The following is a 17,008-nucleotide window of genomic DNA, read 5'->3' on the forward strand; positions in this document are numbered from 1 at the left end:
TCGGGCAACGGAAGCAAGGTGTGCAGTCTAGTGATTTGAAAAAAATTCCTCGCGCTACCATGGTCGAATGCAGAGCCCTGATTTAGAGCCTTTTGTCGGTTTCTGACAGCTATAAAAAAACCCCAGCCTACTAAAGGCTGAGGTTTTTGGTATTGCGCTGGAACAAGTTTTAGTCCACGGCTTTGACCATGTCCTCGATGACTTTCTTGGCGTCGCCGAACACCATCATGGTTTTGTCCAGGTAGAACAGTTCGTTGTCCAGGCCGGCATAACCGCTGGCCATCGAGCGCTTGTTGACGATGACCGTCTTGGCCTTGAACGCTTCGAGAATCGGCATGCCGGCAATCGGCGATTTCGGATCGTTCTTGGCGGCCGGGTTGACCACGTCGTTGGCGCCCAGCACAAGCACCACGTCGGCCTGGCCGAACTCGGAGTTGATGTCTTCCATCTCGAACACCTGGTCGTAAGGCACTTCCGCCTCGGCGAGCAGTACGTTCATGTGGCCTGGCATCCGACCGGCGACCGGGTGAATCGCGTACTTCACGGTCACGCCGTGGTGAGTCAGCTTTTCAGTCAGTTCCTTGAGGGCGTGCTGGGCACGGGCGACCGCCAGGCCGTAGCCCGGAACGATGATCACGGTGTCGGCGTTGGTCAGCAGGAAGGTCGCGTCGTCAGCCGAGCCGGATTTCACCGGGCGTTCTTCCTTGGCGCCGGCAGGACCTGCATCGGCCGTGTTGCCGAAGCCGCCCAGCAGCACATTAAAGAAGGAACGGTTCATCGCCTTGCACATGATGTACGAGAGGATCGCGCCGCTCGAACCTACCAGCGAGCCGGCGATGATCAGCATCGAGTTGTTCAGCGAGAAGCCGATACCGGCCGCTGCCCAGCCCGAATAGCTGTTGAGCATCGACACCACCACCGGCATGTCGGCGCCGCCGATCGGGATGATGATCAGCACGCCCATCACGAAAGCCAGGATCAGCATCAGCGCGAAGGCGCCGAGGTTGCCGGTCAGCATGAAGGTCACGCCCAGTGCCAGCGTCGCCACGCCCAGCACCAGGTTCAGCTTGTGCTGGCCCGCGAACTGTACCGGTGCGCCCTGGAACAGGCGGAACTTGTACTTGCCAGACAGCTTGCCGAAAGCGATGACCGAGCCGGAGAAGGTGATTGCACCGATGGCTGCGCCGAGGAACAGCTCCAGGCGGTTACCTGCCGGAATCGAATCGCCCAGTTGCTTGACGATGCCCAGCGACTGCGGCTCGACGACGGCAGCAATGGCAATGAACACCGCAGCCAGGCCGATCATGCTGTGCATGAACGCCACCAGCTCAGGCATCTTGGTCATTTCCACGCGCTTGGCCATGATCGAACCGGCGGTACCGCCGATCAACAGGCCGACGATGACGTAGCCGATGCCAGCCGTGGCCAGTTCTGCGCCCAGCTTATAGATGAGGCCCACGGTGGTCAGGATGGCCAAGGCCATGCCGAGCATGCCGAACAGGTTGCCGCGCCGCGAGGTGGTCGGGTGCGACAGGCCCTTGAGGGCCTGGATGAAGCAGACGGACGCGATCAAGTAGAGCGTCGTTACGAGGTTCATGCTCATTACTTGGGCGCCTCTTCTTTTGCGGCTTTCGGGGCTTTTTTCTTGAACATCTCAAGCATTCTGCGGGTGACCAGGAAGCCACCGAACACGTTTACCGCTGCCAGGGCCACGGCCAGGGTGCCCATGGTCTTGCCCAGAGGCGTGACGGTCAGGGCGGCGGCGAGCATGGCGCCGACGATCACGATCGCCGAGATCGCGTTGGTCACCGCCATCAGTGGCGTGTGCAGCGCGGGTGTAACGTTCCAGACCACGTGATAACCGACATAAATCGCCAGCACGAAGATGATCAGGTTGTAGATACCGGGGGAGATGAGCTCTTCCATCGTCTGAATCCCTGCTTAGGCGTTTTTGCGGATGACTTGGCCGTCGCGGCACATCAGGCACGCGGCGACGATGTCGTCTTCGAGGTTGATCTCGAACTGGCCTTCCTTGGTGAAGACCAGCTTGAGGAAGTCCAGCAGGTTGCGCGCATACAGGGCCGAAGCGTCTGCCGCGACTTCACCGGCCAGGTTGGTCGGACCGCAAATGGTCACGCCATGCGCCACCACGACCTGGTCGGCCACGGTCAGCGGGCAGTTGCCACCCTGGGCGGCCGCGAGGTCGATGACCACCGAACCCGGTTTCATCTGCGCCACGGTGTCCGCGCTGAGCAGCGTCGGTGCCTTGCGGCCCGGGATCAGGGCGGTGGTGATGACGATGTCAGCCTGCTTGGCGCGTTCGTGCACGGCCTGGGCCTGGCGCTGCATCCAGCTCGCCGGCATGGGGCGCGCATAGCCGCCGACACCGACGGCGCACTCGCGCTCTTCATCGGTTTCATAAGGCACGTCGACGAACTTGGCGCCGAGGGATTCGATCTGTTCTTTCACGGCCGGGCGCACGTCGGACGCCTCGATTACCGCACCCAGGCGTTTCGCCGTGGCGATGGCCTGCAGGCCGGCCACACCCGCACCGAGAATCAGCACGCGTGCCGCTTTCACGGTGCCCGCAGCGGTCATCAGCATCGGCATGAAGCGCGGGTAATGGTGCGCAGCCAGCAACACGGCCTTATAGCCGGCGATGTTGGCCTGGGAGGACAACACGTCCAGGCTTTGCGCGCGGGAGGTGCGCGGCGCGGCCTCCAGGGCGAACGCGGTAATGCCGCACTCAGCCAGCTTGGCAATGGTTTCATTGCTGAACGGGTTGAGCATGCCCACCACGATCGTGCCGCTCTTGATCAGGGCGAGTTCGCTGTCGTTGGGGGCAACCACCTTGAGAATCAGCTCGGCACCCAACGCATCGCCGGCGCTGCCAATGGTGGCGCCGGCGGCTTCATAAGCACTGTCGATAACGCTGGCTTTCACGCCGGCGCCGCTTTGAACCGTGACCTTATGGCCCTGGCTGATCAGCTTCTTGATGGTTTCCGGGGTTGCAGCAACCCGTGTTTCACCCGGTTGGGTTTCGAGAGGAACACCAATGTGCACGTCAAATCTCCTGCGTGATCTTATTGAGTAAACCCAGGCACTTCGGATGGTGCGACTGGGGCGGCCGATCAGCACGATCCCGCCGAATCAGGGCGGGGCGCGGCATTTTGCAGGCGAACTATGTGCCCATCAAGGGATTATGACGGGTGACGGAAAATTAACTACAAGTCACCCTGTGACCGAATGTCGCAACAGGGCGGATCAATCCCTTGCAGGCCTTGCCTTGTAAGGATTTTGGCCGAATTTGCAGAAATTACTCATTGGTTGGGTGAATGAGCGGGCATTGCTGACCAATAGCGGCTCAACGCCACGTTTTATAACGCTTGTGGGACGTTTGTACTGATTCCGATACAGTCTGCAAATTAGCGACAAATACTTATATCTGTAGGGCTTTGATTTTTCTGACTACGAAGTCAGTAAACCTTGCAGGCCTTCACCCTTCTAGGTTGTAGCTCTGTGCCTGGTTCACCAGCCAGTCGCGAAATGCCTTCAGGGAGGCTGATTCGACCTTTCGATCGGGAATCATCAGGTAATACGCCTTGATGCTCGCGAGCGATTGGGGGTTGGCAATGACCAGGCGCTTCTCGGCCAATTCGCGCTGAATCAGGAACGGCGGAATCAAAGCGATGCCCATGTCATGCATGGCGGCCTGGGCAAGCATGGAGAATAGCTCGTAGCGTGGTCCTGTCATGTCGCGGGGCACATTCAGGTTCTGTGAGTTGAACCATTGGCGCCAGGCGTAGGGGCGGGTGGTCTGCTGCAACAGGGGCAGTTCGGCGATGTCGGCGACCGTCAGGCTGGACTTTTTGCCCAGCAGGCCCGGGCTACACACCGGCATGGGGTTTTCGCCCATCAGGCGGTGGGATTCGGTACCGGACCAATCCGCATCGCCGAAGTAGATCGCCGCATCGAATTCGGTGTCGGCGAACAGGAACGGGCGAGTGCGGTTCGTGAGGTTGACGGTCACCTCTGGATGCTTTTGCTGGAAGTCCTTGAGTCTTGGCAGCAGCCACTGTGTGCCGAAGGTCGGTACGACCGCCAGTTCGATCACATTGGTGCCCTGCTGGCCCATCACCGACAAGGTGTCGCGTTCGACCGCATCCAGTTGGGTGGCGACCCTGCGGCTGTAGGAAAGGCCGGCCTCCGTCAGTTTGACCCCGCGTCGGGAGCGTCGGAACAGTTCCACACCGAGGAACTCCTCGAGGCTGGCGATCTGTCGGCAAATGGCACCCTGGGTAAGCGAAAGCTCCTGGGCAGCTTTGGTGAAGCTCTCGTGGCGTGCCGCCGCTTCAAAGCTGATCAGCGCCGCTGTGCTGGGGATTTTTCTGCGCATGTACGTCTACCTCACTAATACATCGCATAAAGGCGGTTCTACGATGTTTCGGAGTGAGAAATTAGCACAACAGTATGCAAAATCCTCGTTTGCGGTCTCGCCGAACCGGGCCTAGGATCAGTCCACGTTATTTGACCCGAATCGAGAGGAAACACTCATGGGCGGCAAAGTCAGCTTCAACTGGATCGATCCCCTGTTGCTGGACCAACAGCTCACCGAAGAAGAGCGCATGATCCGCGACACCGCCGAGCAATTCGCTCAGCAGAAGCTCGCGCCACGTGTTCTGGAAGCTTTCCGTCATGAGAAGACCGACCCGGCGATCTTCCGTGAAATGGGTGAAGTGGGCCTGCTCGGCGCCACCATTCCTGAGCAGTACGGCGGCAGCGGCCTGAACTATGTCAGCTACGGCCTGATTGCCCGTGAAGTCGAGCGCATCGACTCGGGCTACCGCTCGATGATGAGTGTGCAGTCTTCGCTGGTAATGGTGCCGATCAATGAATTCGGCACTGAAGCGCAGAAGCAGAAGTACCTGCCAAAACTGGCGTCGGGTGAGTGGATCGGCTGCTTCGGTCTGACCGAGCCCAACTATGGTTCCGACCCGGGCGCGATGATTACCCGTGCACGCAAAGTGGAAGGCGGCTACAGCCTGACCGGCAGCAAGATGTGGATCACCAACAGCCCGATCGCCGATGTGTTCGTGGTCTGGGCCAAGGACGATGCAGGCGATATCCGTGGTTTCGTCCTGGAGAAGGGCTGGAAAGGCCTGAGTGCTCCGGCGATTCACGGCAAGGTCGGCCTGCGGGCATCCATCACCGGTGAGATCGTCATGGACAACGTATTCGTCCCTGAAGAGAACATCTTCCCTGATGTCCGTGGCTTGAAGGGCCCGTTCACCTGCCTCAACTCCGCACGCTACGGTATTTCCTGGGGCGCCCTGGGGGCTGCCGAGTTCTGCTGGCACACCGCTCGCCAGTACACCCTGGACCGTCAGCAGTTCGGTCGTCCATTGGCAGCTACCCAGTTGATCCAAAAGAAACTGGCTGACATGCAGACCGAAATCACCATGGCGCTGCAAGGCTGCCTGCGTTTGGGGCGCATGAAGGACGAAGGCACGGCAGCGGTCGAAATCACTTCGATGATGAAGCGCAACTCTTGCGGCAAGTCCCTGGACATCGCCCGGATGGCGCGGGACATGCTCGGTGGTAACGGTATCTCCGATGAGTTCGGAGTGGCCCGTCACCTGGTCAACCTGGAAGTGGTGAATACCTATGAAGGTACGCATGACGTCCACGCGCTGATCCTCGGTCGGGCGCAAACCGGCCTTCAAGCGTTCTATTAATAGGAGAACGCCATGGGCGCGCTTTCGCATCTGCGGGTACTGGATTTGTCGCGAGTGCTGGCCGGGCCGTGGTCCGGGCAGATATTGGCGGACCTTGGCGCCGAGGTGATCAAGGTCGAGCGCCCTGGCAGTGGTGACGATACGCGCGCCTGGGGGCCTCCTTTCCTCAAGGATGCCTCTGGCGAGAACACCAGCGAGGCCGCCTATTACCTGTCGGCCAATCGCAACAAGCAATCGGTGACCATCGACTTCACCCGCCCCGAGGGGCAGAAGCTGGTGCGCGAGCTGGCGTGCAAGTCAGACATCCTGATCGAGAACTTCAAGGTCGGTGGTCTGGCGGCTTATGGGCTGGATTACGAGTCGCTGAAAGCGCTCAACCCGAAGCTGATCTATTGCTCGATCACCGGCTTCGGTCAGACGGGGCCTTACGCCAAACGCGCCGGATATGACTTCATGATCCAGGGCTTGGGCGGCCTGATGAGCCTGACCGGGCAACCCGAAGGGGCGGAGGGGGCTGGGCCGGTCAAGGTCGGCGTCGCGCTGACGGACATCCTGACCGGGCTGTATTCGACCGTGGCTATCCTTGCGGCGCTGGCGAGCAGGGATCAAGGCGGTAGCGGCCAGCATATCGACATGGCCTTGCTGGATGTTCAGGTGGCGTGCCTGGCCAACCAGGCCATGAATTACCTGGCGACGGGCAATGCGCCAAAGCGTTTGGGTAATGCGCACCCAAACATCGTTCCTTATCAGGATTTTCCTACGGCAGACGGCGATTTCATCCTGACCGTGGGTAATGACGGCCAATTCCGCAAATTTGCTGAAGTGGCGGGACAGCCGCAATGGGCCGATGACCCGCGTTTTGCCAGTAACAAGCAGCGCGTGGCGAACCGGGCCGTGCTGATTCCGCTGATTCGCCAGGCCACGGTGTTCAAGACCACGGCCGAGTGGGTGGCGCAACTGGAGCAGGCGGGCGTGCCGTGTGGCCCGATCAATGACCTGGCGCAGGTGTTCGCCGATCCCCAGGTGAAAGCGCGCGGCTTGGCGATTGAATTGCCCCATGCGCTGGCTGGCAAGGTGCCGCAGGTGGCGAGCCCGATTCGTCTGTCCGCGACGCCGGTGGAATATCGCCATGCGCCACCTTTGCTGGGTGAGCATACGCTCGAGGTGCTGCAGCGAGTGTTGGGATTGAATGCGGACGCGGTTGCCGGCTTTAAAGAAGCCGGAGTGCTATGAGAGCGCGCTCTATATAGAGGGGCCTTCTATATAGAGAAGCGAGCGTTTTTCCGGCTTCTGCAAGTTATTGATAGAAATGTAAAAAAAGGTGTTGACGGCAGATTCTGGAGGTCTATAATTCGCCCCACTTCCGGCGCAGTCGAAACGGAAAACTCCTTGATAAACAACGAGTTACGCGAATTTCGACAGTGTTCAGCTTCAAGTTATCGAAGTCTGGAGGGAGTCGGTCAGGCAGTAAGTTGTCGCTTGATTGACGGTTCGGTCTTCTCGATCGAAAGCGGAGAAAAAGAGGTGTTGACAGCAGCGAACAACGCTGTAGAATTCGCCTCCCGCTAACGAGAGATCGGAAGCGCAAGTGGTTGAAGTTGCAAAGGAAACTTTGAAAACTTCTTAAAATAACCGCTTGACAGACACAGAGGACGCTGTAGAATGCGCGCCTCGGTTGAGACGAAAGATCTTAACCAACCGCTCTTTAACAACTGAATCAAGCAATTCGTGTGGGTGCTTGTGGAGTCAGACTGCTAGTCAACAGATTATCAGCATCACAAGTTACTCCGCGAGAAATCAAAGATGTAACCAACGATTGCTGAGCCAAGTTTAGGGTTTTCTCAAAACCCAAAGATGTTTGAACTGAAGAGTTTGATCATGGCTCAGATTGAACGCTGGCGGCAGGCCTAACACATGCAAGTCGAGCGGTAGAGAAAAGCTTGCTTTTCTTGAGAGCGGCGGACGGGTGAGTAATGCCTAGGAATCTGCCTGGTAGTGGGGGATAACGTCCGGAAACGGACGCTAATACCGCATACGTCCTACGGGAGAAAGCAGGGGACCTTCGGGCCTTGCGCTATCAGATGAGCCTAGGTCGGATTAGCTAGTTGGTGAGGTAATGGCTCACCAAGGCGACGATCCGTAACTGGTCTGAGAGGATGATCAGTCACACTGGAACTGAGACACGGTCCAGACTCCTACGGGAGGCAGCAGTGGGGAATATTGGACAATGGGCGAAAGCCTGATCCAGCCATGCCGCGTGTGTGAAGAAGGTCTTCGGATTGTAAAGCACTTTAAGTTGGGAGGAAGGGTTGTAGATTAATACTCTGCAATTTTGACGTTACCGACAGAATAAGCACCGGCTAACTCTGTGCCAGCAGCCGCGGTAATACAGAGGGTGCAAGCGTTAATCGGAATTACTGGGCGTAAAGCGCGCGTAGGTGGTTTGTTAAGTTGGATGTGAAAGCCCCGGGCTCAACCTGGGAACTGCATTCAAAACTGACAAGCTAGAGTATGGTAGAGGGTGGTGGAATTTCCTGTGTAGCGGTGAAATGCGTAGATATAGGAAGGAACACCAGTGGCGAAGGCGACCACCTGGACTGATACTGACACTGAGGTGCGAAAGCGTGGGGAGCAAACAGGATTAGATACCCTGGTAGTCCACGCCGTAAACGATGTCAACTAGCCGTTGGGGACCTTGAGTCTTTAGTGGCGCAGCTAACGCATTAAGTTGACCGCCTGGGGAGTACGGCCGCAAGGTTAAAACTCAAATGAATTGACGGGGGCCCGCACAAGCGGTGGAGCATGTGGTTTAATTCGAAGCAACGCGAAGAACCTTACCAGGCCTTGACATCCAATGAACTTTCCAGAGATGGATTGGTGCCTTCGGGAGCATTGAGACAGGTGCTGCATGGCTGTCGTCAGCTCGTGTCGTGAGATGTTGGGTTAAGTCCCGTAACGAGCGCAACCCTTGTCCTTAGTTACCAGCACGTTATGGTGGGCACTCTAAGGAGACTGCCGGTGACAAACCGGAGGAAGGTGGGGATGACGTCAAGTCATCATGGCCCTTACGGCCTGGGCTACACACGTGCTACAATGGTCGGTACAGAGGGTTGCCAAGCCGCGAGGTGGAGCTAATCCCACAAAACCGATCGTAGTCCGGATCGCAGTCTGCAACTCGACTGCGTGAAGTCGGAATCGCTAGTAATCGCGAATCAGAATGTCGCGGTGAATACGTTCCCGGGCCTTGTACACACCGCCCGTCACACCATGGGAGTGGGTTGCACCAGAAGTAGCTAGTCTAACCTTCGGGGGGACGGTTACCACGGTGTGATTCATGACTGGGGTGAAGTCGTAACAAGGTAGCCGTAGGGGAACCTGCGGCTGGATCACCTCCTTAATCGACGACAGCAGCTGCTCCATGAGCTCCCACACGAATTGCTTGATTCATTGAAGAAGACGAAAGAAGCAGCCCGAAATTGGGTCTGTAGCTCAGTTGGTTAGAGCGCACCCCTGATAAGGGTGAGGTCGGCAGTTCGAATCTGCCCAGACCCACCAATTTTGTGTGGGAAACGCCTGTAGAAATACGGGGCCATAGCTCAGCTGGGAGAGCGCCTGCCTTGCACGCAGGAGGTCAGCGGTTCGATCCCGCTTGGCTCCACCACTACTGCTTCTGAAGTGTAAAGCTTAGAAATGAGCATTCCATCGCCGCGATGATGAATGTTGATTTCTAGTCTTTGACTAGTTCGTTCTTTAAAAATTTGGGTATGTGATAGAAAGATAGACTGAACGTTACTTTCACTGGTAACGGATCAGGCTAAGGTAAAATTTGTGAGTGACTCTTAAGAGTTTTGCGAATTTTCGGCGAATGTCGTCTTCATAGTATAACCAGATTGCTTGGGGTTATATGGTCAAGTGAAGAAGCGCATACGGTGGATGCCTTGGCAGTCAGAGGCGATGAAAGACGTGGTAGCCTGCGAAAAGCTTCGGGGAGTCGGCAAACAGACTTTGATCCGGAGATCTCTGAATGGGGGAACCCAGCCAGCACAAGCTGGTTATCTTAAACTGAATACATAGGTTTAAGAGGCGAACCAGGGGAACTGAAACATCTAAGTACCCTGAGGAAAAGAAATCAACCGAGATTCCCTTAGTAGTGGCGAGCGAACGGGGACTAGCCCTTAAGTGGCTTTGAGATTAGCGGAACGCTCTGGAAAGTGCGGCCATAGTGGGTGATAGCCCTGTACGCGAAAGTCTCTTAGTCATGAAATCGAGTAGGACGGAGCACGAGAAACTTTGTCTGAATATGGGGGGACCATCCTCCAAGGCTAAATACTACTGACTGACCGATAGTGAACTAGTACCGTGAGGGAAAGGCGAAAAGAACCCCGGAGAGGGGAGTGAAATAGATCCTGAAACCGTATGCGTACAAGCAGTGGGAGCAGACTTTGTTCTGTGACTGCGTACCTTTTGTATAATGGGTCAGCGACTTATATTCAGTGGCGAGCTTAACCGAATAGGGGAGGCGTAGCGAAAGCGAGTCTTAATAGGGCGTTTAGTCGCTGGGTATAGACCCGAAACCGGGCGATCTATCCATGGGCAGGTTGAAGGTTAGGTAACACTGACTGGAGGACCGAACCGACTACCGTTGAAAAGTTAGCGGATGACCTGTGGATCGGAGTGAAAGGCTAATCAAGCTCGGAGATAGCTGGTTCTCCTCGAAAGCTATTTAGGTAGCGCCTCATGTATCACTGTAGGGGGTAGAGCACTGTTTCGGCTAGGGGGTCATCCCGACTTACCAAACCGATGCAAACTCCGAATACCTACAAGTGCCGAGCATGGGAGACACACGGCGGGTGCTAACGTCCGTCGTGAAAAGGGAAACAACCCAGACCGTCAGCTAAGGTCCCAAAGTTATGGTTAAGTGGGAAACGATGTGGGAAGGCTTAGACAGCTAGGAGGTTGGCTTAGAAGCAGCCACCCTTTAAAGAAAGCGTAATAGCTCACTAGTCGAGTCGGCCTGCGCGGAAGATGTAACGGGGCTCAAACCATACACCGAAGCTACGGGTATCATCTTCGGATGATGCGGTAGAGGAGCGTTCTGTAAGCCTGTGAAGGTGAGTTGAGAAGCTTGCTGGAGGTATCAGAAGTGCGAATGCTGACATGAGTAACGACAATGGGTGTGAAAAACACCCACGCCGAAAGACCAAGGTTTCCTGCGCAACGTTAATCGACGCAGGGTTAGTCGGTCCCTAAGGCGAGGCTGAAAAGCGTAGTCGATGGAAAACAGGTTAATATTCCTGTACTTCTGGTTATTGCGATGGAGGGACGGAGAAGGCTAGGCCAGCTTGGCGTTGGTTGTCCAAGTTTAAGGTGGTAGGCTGAAATCTTAGGTAAATCCGGGGTTTCAAGGCCGAGAGCTGATGACGAGTTACCTTTCAGGTGACGAAGTGGTTGATGCCATGCTTCCAAGAAAAGCTTCTAAGCTTCAGATAACCAGGAACCGTACCCCAAACCGACACAGGTGGTTGGGTAGAGAATACCAAGGCGCTTGAGAGAACTCGGGTGAAGGAACTAGGCAAAATGGCACCGTAACTTCGGGAGAAGGTGCGCCGATGAGGGTGAAGCACTTGCTGCGTAAGCCCACGTCGGTCGAAGATACCAGGCCGCTGCGACTGTTTATTAAAAACACAGCACTCTGCAAACACGAAAGTGGACGTATAGGGTGTGACGCCTGCCCGGTGCCGGAAGGTTAATTGATGGGGTTAGCTAACGCGAAGCTCTTGATCGAAGCCCCGGTAAACGGCGGCCGTAACTATAACGGTCCTAAGGTAGCGAAATTCCTTGTCGGGTAAGTTCCGACCTGCACGAATGGCGTAACGATGGCGGCGCTGTCTCCACCCGAGACTCAGTGAAATTGAAATCGCTGTGAAGATGCAGTGTATCCGCGGCTAGACGGAAAGACCCCGTGAACCTTTACTATAGCTTTGCACTGGACTTTGAATTTGCTTGTGTAGGATAGGTGGGAGGCTTTGAAGCGTGGACGCCAGTCTGCGTGGAGCCATCCTTGAAATACCACCCTGGCAACTTTGAGGTTCTAACTCAGGTCCGTTATCCGGATCGAGGACAGTGTATGGTGGGTAGTTTGACTGGGGCGGTCTCCTCCTAAAGAGTAACGGAGGAGTACGAAGGTGCGCTCAGACCGGTCGGAAATCGGTCGTAGAGTATAAAGGCAAAAGCGCGCTTGACTGCGAGACAGACACGTCGAGCAGGTACGAAAGTAGGTCTTAGTGATCCGGTGGTTCTGTATGGAAGGGCCATCGCTCAACGGATAAAAGGTACTCCGGGGATAACAGGCTGATACCGCCCAAGAGTTCATATCGACGGCGGTGTTTGGCACCTCGATGTCGGCTCATCACATCCTGGGGCTGAAGCCGGTCCCAAGGGTATGGCTGTTCGCCATTTAAAGTGGTACGCGAGCTGGGTTTAGAACGTCGTGAGACAGTTCGGTCCCTATCTGCCGTGGACGTTTGAGATTTGAGAGGGGCTGCTCCTAGTACGAGAGGACCGGAGTGGACGAACCTCTGGTGTTCCGGTTGTCACGCCAGTGGCATTGCCGGGTAGCTATGTTCGGAAAAGATAACCGCTGAAAGCATCTAAGCGGGAAACTTGCCTCAAGATGAGATCTCACTGGAACCTTGAGTTCCCTGAAGGGCCGTCGAAGACTACGACGTTGATAGGTTGGGTGTGTAAGCGCTGTGAGGCGTTGAGCTAACCAATACTAATTGCCCGTGAGGCTTGACCATATAACACCCAAGCAATTTGAGTCGAATGACCAGATTGCGGTGTTGTGAAGACGAAACAAACCGAAAGTTTGCAACTCACAAAACACCGTCACATACCCGATTCGCTGGAATGTCGAAAGACACGTCAGCTCAAGAATTTCTTGACGACCATAGAGCATTGGAACCACCTGATCCCATCCCGAACTCAGCAGTGAAACGATGCATCGCCGATGGTAGTGTGGGGTTTCCCCATGTGAGAGTAGGTCATCGTCAAGATTAAATTCCGAAACCCCAATTGCGAAAGCAGTTGGGGTTTTGTTTTTAGTAGAAGTCACCCAAATTCACCGGGACGTTACGCTGGTAACGCACTGGTCACAGAATTTCTTGACGACCATAGAGCATTGGAACCACCTGATCCCATCCCGAACTCAGCAGTGAAACGATGCATCGCCGATGGTAGTGTGGGGTTTCCCCATGTGAGAGTAGGTCATCGTCAAGATTGAATTCCAAAACCCCTGTTTGCTCACGCAAACAGGGGTTTTGTCTTTTCCGGGGTCAGTAAACAACGGCAGGTGATGCGTTACGCAAAGCGCTTCAATACATTGCCCATCGCATCATCGGCAAACCCCTGGACGAAGTCCCTGAAGCCCGCCAAAGCCTCGGCACCACCCTGGGCCGGTTCGGCGCTGATGGTCCAGGTCGCCCGTGACAGATCCTCACCCAATGATTCAACGGTCATCGCTGCCCACAGGTGACGCACGCCCAGGGTGTTGTAGATCGTGGTCCAGGTCATGTATCGCTCCTGCTCATCGCGCGAGTTGAGTTGCTCGACCACCAGGTTGCCATCCTTGAAGAATTTCTTGCGCAGGCTGGACACCCCTTCACCCGTCATCTCGATGTGCGACAACGCCGGAATGAATTGATCGAAGCCGGCGAAGTTGCCGACCAGCGCCCAGACGGATTCAGCTTGTGCCGGCACCTCCACCGACGACACGACATGGCAGCCTTGAGGGTTTTGAATCAGGGTATCGGGTTGCAGGGTTTTCATGGTTTAGCTCCGCTTGGATGAATCAGATGAAATTGATTTCCTTGAGGTAGTCACAGCCGCGTCGCAGCAGCGCCGGGGACTTTTCCGGGTAGTGCGCGCCCATCAGTCGTACGCCGGCCTGAGCGTTGTCGTGGCCGATCATGGAGATGTCGCCGATGTCTTCTTCGAAACCGTTCAGGTAAAAGCCGAGGACGCCGAACAAGGCGTTGTCGCTATCGACCCGTCCCAGTTGCTGCTGCCAGTCGGCGACGCTGACCATGGCGAATTCCCGGCCGGCTTCGCGGAAGGATGCGACGTAATCGTCCCAACTCAGCGGTTCGGGGTTGTGCAGGTTGAACACGGCTTTTTCCGCGCAGTAGCGGCTGGCATGAAAGGCGATGAAGCGGGCTAGAAAGTCCACCGGCATCAGGTCGAAATTCAGGGCGAACTCCGGGACCTGTCCCAGTTGGATCGAACCCTTGAGCATCAGCATCAGGCGATTTTTATGTGGCTGGCAGACACCGGTCAGGCTGTTGAAGCTGATGTTGCCTGGGCGATAGATATTGACCCTGACGCCACGCTCGCGCGCCCGTTCGAGGATGCGTTCGCCGACCCATTTGGACAGGTTGTAACCGTTCTTGATGTAGATCGGCGGGGTGTTCGCGGCCGGCATTTCCAGCACCCGGCCATCGGCGGAAATCGTGCTGGAGGCTGACAAGGTCGACACGAAGTTGAGAATCTTTTTACTGCGCCCTTCACACAGGCGCAGGCACTCGAAAATCGGCTCGACGTTGTCCTGCACCAGCGATCCGTAATCCAGCACGTGATTGACGTTCGCGGCGTTGTGCACCAGCGCGCCGAACTCGCGATCCAGGCGTTCGTACACCTGCGGCTCGAGCCCCAGCGACGGCTGGGTGATGTCGGCCGGATACACGCGCACGCGACTCAGGTCCAGATGCTCCAGGCGGTTCTCCTGCAAGGCCTGGGTAAAACGCTGCAACGCCGATTGCCCGCCGCCCTCGCGGACCAGGCAGGCCACTTCGCTGGCACCCCAGGCCAGCAGTGCCTCGACGATGTGCACGCCGACAAAACTGTTGGCACCGGTGACGATCACTTTCTGCACATCACCCATACGACCTGCCGGCAACGGCTGTACATCCAGCTCGCGGAAGGCGTCGCCCAGTGCCTGCTCGCTCAACACTTCTGCGGTGCCGGAACCTCGCACCAGCGTCGCGAGCTTTTCGATGGTTGGCAGTTCGATGAAGCGGTTGATCGAGATACTGCGCCCGAACGTTTCCCTTAACCGCAACAGCATGCGCGACAGCAGAATTGAGTGGCCGCCCAGATTGAAGAAGCTTTCGTCCGTGGAGATATCGCTCGCGGGCAGTTCCAGCAAGTCAGCCCAGATCTCCACCAGCACCGCTTCATCCGCGCTCGCCGGCAAACGCACTGAGGAGCTCTCGTTCAGGCTGACGGGCATCTCCAGCAGCGCCTTGCGATCGACTTTACCGTTGCTGGCGAATGGCATGTTGGCCAGTTCGGTCCAGGCGCAGGGTTGCATGTAGTCCGGTAGTAACTGGCGAGCATGAGCTTGCAGTGCATCGCGGGCCGTCGCGCGTCGACTCTCCAGCGGCTGGGCGAGGAACGCCAGGATCCGCCGTTGACTGTCGATGACCACCGCCACCTGACGGTACAGTTGGCTGTCGCGCAGACAGCGTTCAATCTCTTCCGGCTCGACCCGAAAACCGCGGATCTTGACCTGATTATCCCGCCGCCCGCACAGCTCGATGCCAGCGTCGGTCCACTTCGCCATGTCGCCGGTACGATAGGCACGCAGGGGCTGGCCATGGGGGACGTCGAGTTGCAGATAGCGCTCAGCGGTCTGCTGTGGATTGTTCAGGTACGCCAGGCCCACCCCCGGCCCCACGATGTACAGCTCGCCGACGGTGTTCTGCGGCACCGGTTGAAGATCCTCGTCGAGAATCAGCACCTGGCTGTTGGCGATCGGCGCGCCCAGAGTGCGGTTGCTGTCGCCGGCCTGCAATCGCCGGGCGGTGATCAATACCGTGGCCTCTGTCGGGCCGTAGAGGTTGTAGAGGTTGCCCTGACGGGTGAGCTGTTCGATGACACAAGGCTCGCACACATCGCCGCCGGTCATGATGTGCGCCAGGCCCTGCAACTGCTCCAGCGGCAGGATGCTCAACAGCGCCGGCGGCAGAAACGCGTGGCTCAAGCGTTGTCGGCGGATCAGCTCCACCAGTTGCCGCGGATCACGACGCTGATCATCGCTGGGCACGACCAACAGGGCGCCCTGCAGCAAGGTCGGAAAGATGTCGATCAGCGACGAGTCGAAACTCAGCGAAGAGAACTGCAACGCGCGGCTGCCTTCGCTCAGTTGGACATAGTCGGCGTACCACGCAGTGAAGTGCGCCAGGTTGGCCTGGCTGAGCAACACACCCTTGGGGTGACCGGTGGTGCCCGAGGTGTAGAACGCCATGCAGGGCGAGTCGAGAGCGGGGCGGCGATGCATCAGTGGCTGATCGGGGTCTGCGTCGGCAATGTCGATGGCGCTGATGTCCAGGCTGGGCATCTCCCCGGCGAGTGGGTGGCTGCCGTCATGGAGCAACAGCACGGCCCCGGCGTCGGACAGAATGTATTGCTGGCGGGGCAACGGATGGCTCGGTTCCAGTGGCAGATACACCGCGCCGCTGCCGAGAACCGCCAGAATCCCCGCATACAGCGCACTGCATTTCGGCAGGCAAACACCCACCACCAACGGCCCGCTCCGAGCGTCAAGCAACGGTTGCAGCCGCTGCGCAATGGCGCGGCTGTGAGCATGCAATTGCCCATAGCTGACAATGCTGTCACCGATGCACAGTGCGGGGCTGTCGGGGCACTGGATGAAACGCTGCTCGAGGCGCTCGATCATGGGCACCTGGGCGCGCAGCCGCAGGCGCTCGTCAGCGGTTGCATTGAGCCGATGAACAAAGGCGAGGCCTTCCAGATACTGCAAGCTTTCCATTCGCTGAAAATGCGCGACGCCTGCCGGCTCGGCCCGCAGAAAGTAATCCGCGTCCCGGGAGAAGCGACTGACCAGCAACGCGACGTGATCAACGATTTCCGCCACGGCTCGCAGGCGCAGCGCCTGACCGTTGCCCGAGGGTTCGTCAGCGACCGGCATGCGTGCAAACGGCATCGAGCCGAGCAGGCACAGCAAGTCCAGGGGTGGCAGGCCGGACGCACCTACCACGCCGACGCCCAGGCACAGCGTCAATCGTGGGGTATTGCCCGGTCCCTGCGACGGCAGGCTGGAATCATCGATCAACAGATCGAAGTTGCCCGGCGGCAGCGTGTGAGGATCCATTGAACGTGTGAGCGAATGGCCGGTTTGTTCCAGCTCGGATGTCAGGTCGTTCAACGCCAGGCTGCGGCCAATGAGCAAAATGTCGAGACGTCTCATGAGGGGC

Annotated in this window: 8 protein-coding genes, 2 tRNA genes and 4 rRNA genes; 8 read left to right on the forward strand and 6 right to left on the reverse strand. The window is 57.3% G+C overall.

Annotated features, from left to right (window positions below; translation table 11 throughout):
• Positions 1-169 precede the first annotated feature (169 nt).
• The 4 genes from ABVN20_RS14555 to ABVN20_RS14570 all read right to left on the reverse strand — a co-directional run bounded on the left by ABVN20_RS14555 (position 170) and on the right by ABVN20_RS14570 (position 4,396).
• A complete protein-coding gene (locus tag ABVN20_RS14555) occupies positions 170-1,603 on the reverse strand; it encodes an NAD(P)(+) transhydrogenase (Re/Si-specific) subunit beta (RefSeq protein WP_368556421.1) in 1,434 nt (477 codons plus the stop codon).
• Positions 1,603-1,926, reverse strand: a complete 324-nt coding sequence (locus ABVN20_RS14560; RefSeq protein ID WP_003196446.1) for an NAD(P) transhydrogenase subunit alpha — start codon at positions 1,924-1,926, stop codon at positions 1,603-1,605. Before ABVN20_RS14560 ends, ABVN20_RS14555 begins: the two co-directional genes overlap by 1 nt.
• Positions 1,927-1,941: 15 nt before the next feature.
• Positions 1,942-3,063: a Re/Si-specific NAD(P)(+) transhydrogenase subunit alpha gene (locus tag ABVN20_RS14565; RefSeq protein WP_368556422.1), complete on the reverse strand. Its 1,122-nt coding sequence runs from the start codon at positions 3,061-3,063 to the stop codon at positions 1,942-1,944.
• 433 nt (positions 3,064-3,496) lie between these two features.
• Positions 3,497-4,396, reverse strand: a complete 900-nt coding sequence (locus ABVN20_RS14570; protein ID WP_368556423.1) for a LysR family transcriptional regulator — start codon at positions 4,394-4,396, stop codon at positions 3,497-3,499.
• 157 nt (positions 4,397-4,553) lie between these two features.
• On the opposite strand from ABVN20_RS14570, the gene ABVN20_RS14575 reads away from it, so the two are divergent.
• The 8 genes from ABVN20_RS14575 (at position 4,554) to rrf (ABVN20_RS14610) (ending at position 13,013) form a co-directional block, all read left to right on the forward strand.
• On the forward strand, positions 4,554-5,735 hold the full coding sequence (locus ABVN20_RS14575) for an acyl-CoA dehydrogenase (RefSeq protein WP_368556424.1): 1,182 nt from the start codon (positions 4,554-4,556) through the stop codon (positions 5,733-5,735).
• A 12-nt stretch (positions 5,736-5,747) separates the two neighbouring features.
• Positions 5,748-6,968: a CaiB/BaiF CoA transferase family protein gene (locus tag ABVN20_RS14580; protein ID WP_368556425.1), complete on the forward strand. Its 1,221-nt coding sequence runs from the start codon at positions 5,748-5,750 to the stop codon at positions 6,966-6,968.
• 627 nt (positions 6,969-7,595) lie between these two features.
• A 16S ribosomal RNA gene (locus tag ABVN20_RS14585) occupies positions 7,596-9,132 on the forward strand.
• A gap of 81 nt (positions 9,133-9,213) precedes the next feature.
• A tRNA-Ile gene (locus ABVN20_RS14590) sits at positions 9,214-9,290 on the forward strand.
• 30 nt (positions 9,291-9,320) lie between these two features.
• Positions 9,321-9,396: transfer RNA gene (locus tag ABVN20_RS14595), tRNA-Ala, on the forward strand.
• 245 nt (positions 9,397-9,641) lie between these two features.
• Positions 9,642-12,535, forward strand: a 23S ribosomal RNA gene (locus ABVN20_RS14600).
• 139 nt (positions 12,536-12,674) lie between these two features.
• Positions 12,675-12,790: ribosomal RNA gene (gene rrf, locus ABVN20_RS14605) — 5S ribosomal RNA — on the forward strand.
• Between the two features lie 107 nt (positions 12,791-12,897).
• Positions 12,898-13,013, forward strand: a 5S ribosomal RNA gene (rrf, locus tag ABVN20_RS14610).
• The 16S, 23S and 5S rRNA genes sit together here with 2 tRNA genes alongside, the layout of an rRNA operon.
• An 81-nt stretch (positions 13,014-13,094) precedes the next feature.
• On the opposite strand, the gene ABVN20_RS14615 is transcribed toward rrf (ABVN20_RS14610), so the two are convergent.
• Both ABVN20_RS14615 and ABVN20_RS14620 read right to left on the reverse strand, forming a co-directional pair.
• Positions 13,095-13,562: an SRPBCC family protein gene (locus ABVN20_RS14615; RefSeq protein ID WP_368556426.1), complete on the reverse strand. Its 468-nt coding sequence runs from the start codon at positions 13,560-13,562 to the stop codon at positions 13,095-13,097.
• Positions 13,563-13,584: 22 nt separating this feature from the next.
• On the reverse strand, positions 13,585-17,001 hold the full coding sequence (locus ABVN20_RS14620; RefSeq protein ID WP_368556427.1) for an amino acid adenylation domain-containing protein: 3,417 nt from the start codon (positions 16,999-17,001) through the stop codon (positions 13,585-13,587).
• Between the last annotated feature and the right edge of the window lie 7 nt (positions 17,002-17,008).

It is taken from the genome of Pseudomonas sp. MYb118, from assembly GCF_040947875.1.
GTDB lineage: Bacteria > Pseudomonadota > Gammaproteobacteria > Pseudomonadales > Pseudomonadaceae > Aquipseudomonas.

What these genes read in the sequence shown, in the direction of transcription:
- ABVN20_RS14555 (WP_368556421.1), bottom strand. Translation starts at nt 1,603, where the DNA reads ATGAGCATGAACCTCGTAACGACGCTCTACTTGATCGCGTCCGTCTGC.
- ABVN20_RS14615 (WP_368556426.1), bottom strand. Translation starts at nt 13,562, where the DNA reads ATGAAAACCCTGCAACCCGATACCCTGATTCAAAACCCTCAAGGCTGC.
- ABVN20_RS14575 (WP_368556424.1), top strand. Translation starts at nt 4,554, where the DNA reads ATGGGCGGCAAAGTCAGCTTCAACTGGATCGATCCCCTGTTGCTGGAC.
- ABVN20_RS14560 (WP_003196446.1), bottom strand. Translation starts at nt 1,926, where the DNA reads ATGGAAGAGCTCATCTCCCCCGGTATCTACAACCTGATCATCTTCGTG.
- ABVN20_RS14570 (WP_368556423.1), bottom strand. Translation starts at nt 4,396, where the DNA reads ATGCGCAGAAAAATCCCCAGCACAGCGGCGCTGATCAGCTTTGAAGCG.
- ABVN20_RS14620 (WP_368556427.1), bottom strand. Translation starts at nt 17,001, where the DNA reads ATGAGACGTCTCGACATTTTGCTCATTGGCCGCAGCCTGGCGTTGAAC.
- ABVN20_RS14580 (WP_368556425.1), top strand. Translation starts at nt 5,748, where the DNA reads ATGGGCGCGCTTTCGCATCTGCGGGTACTGGATTTGTCGCGAGTGCTG.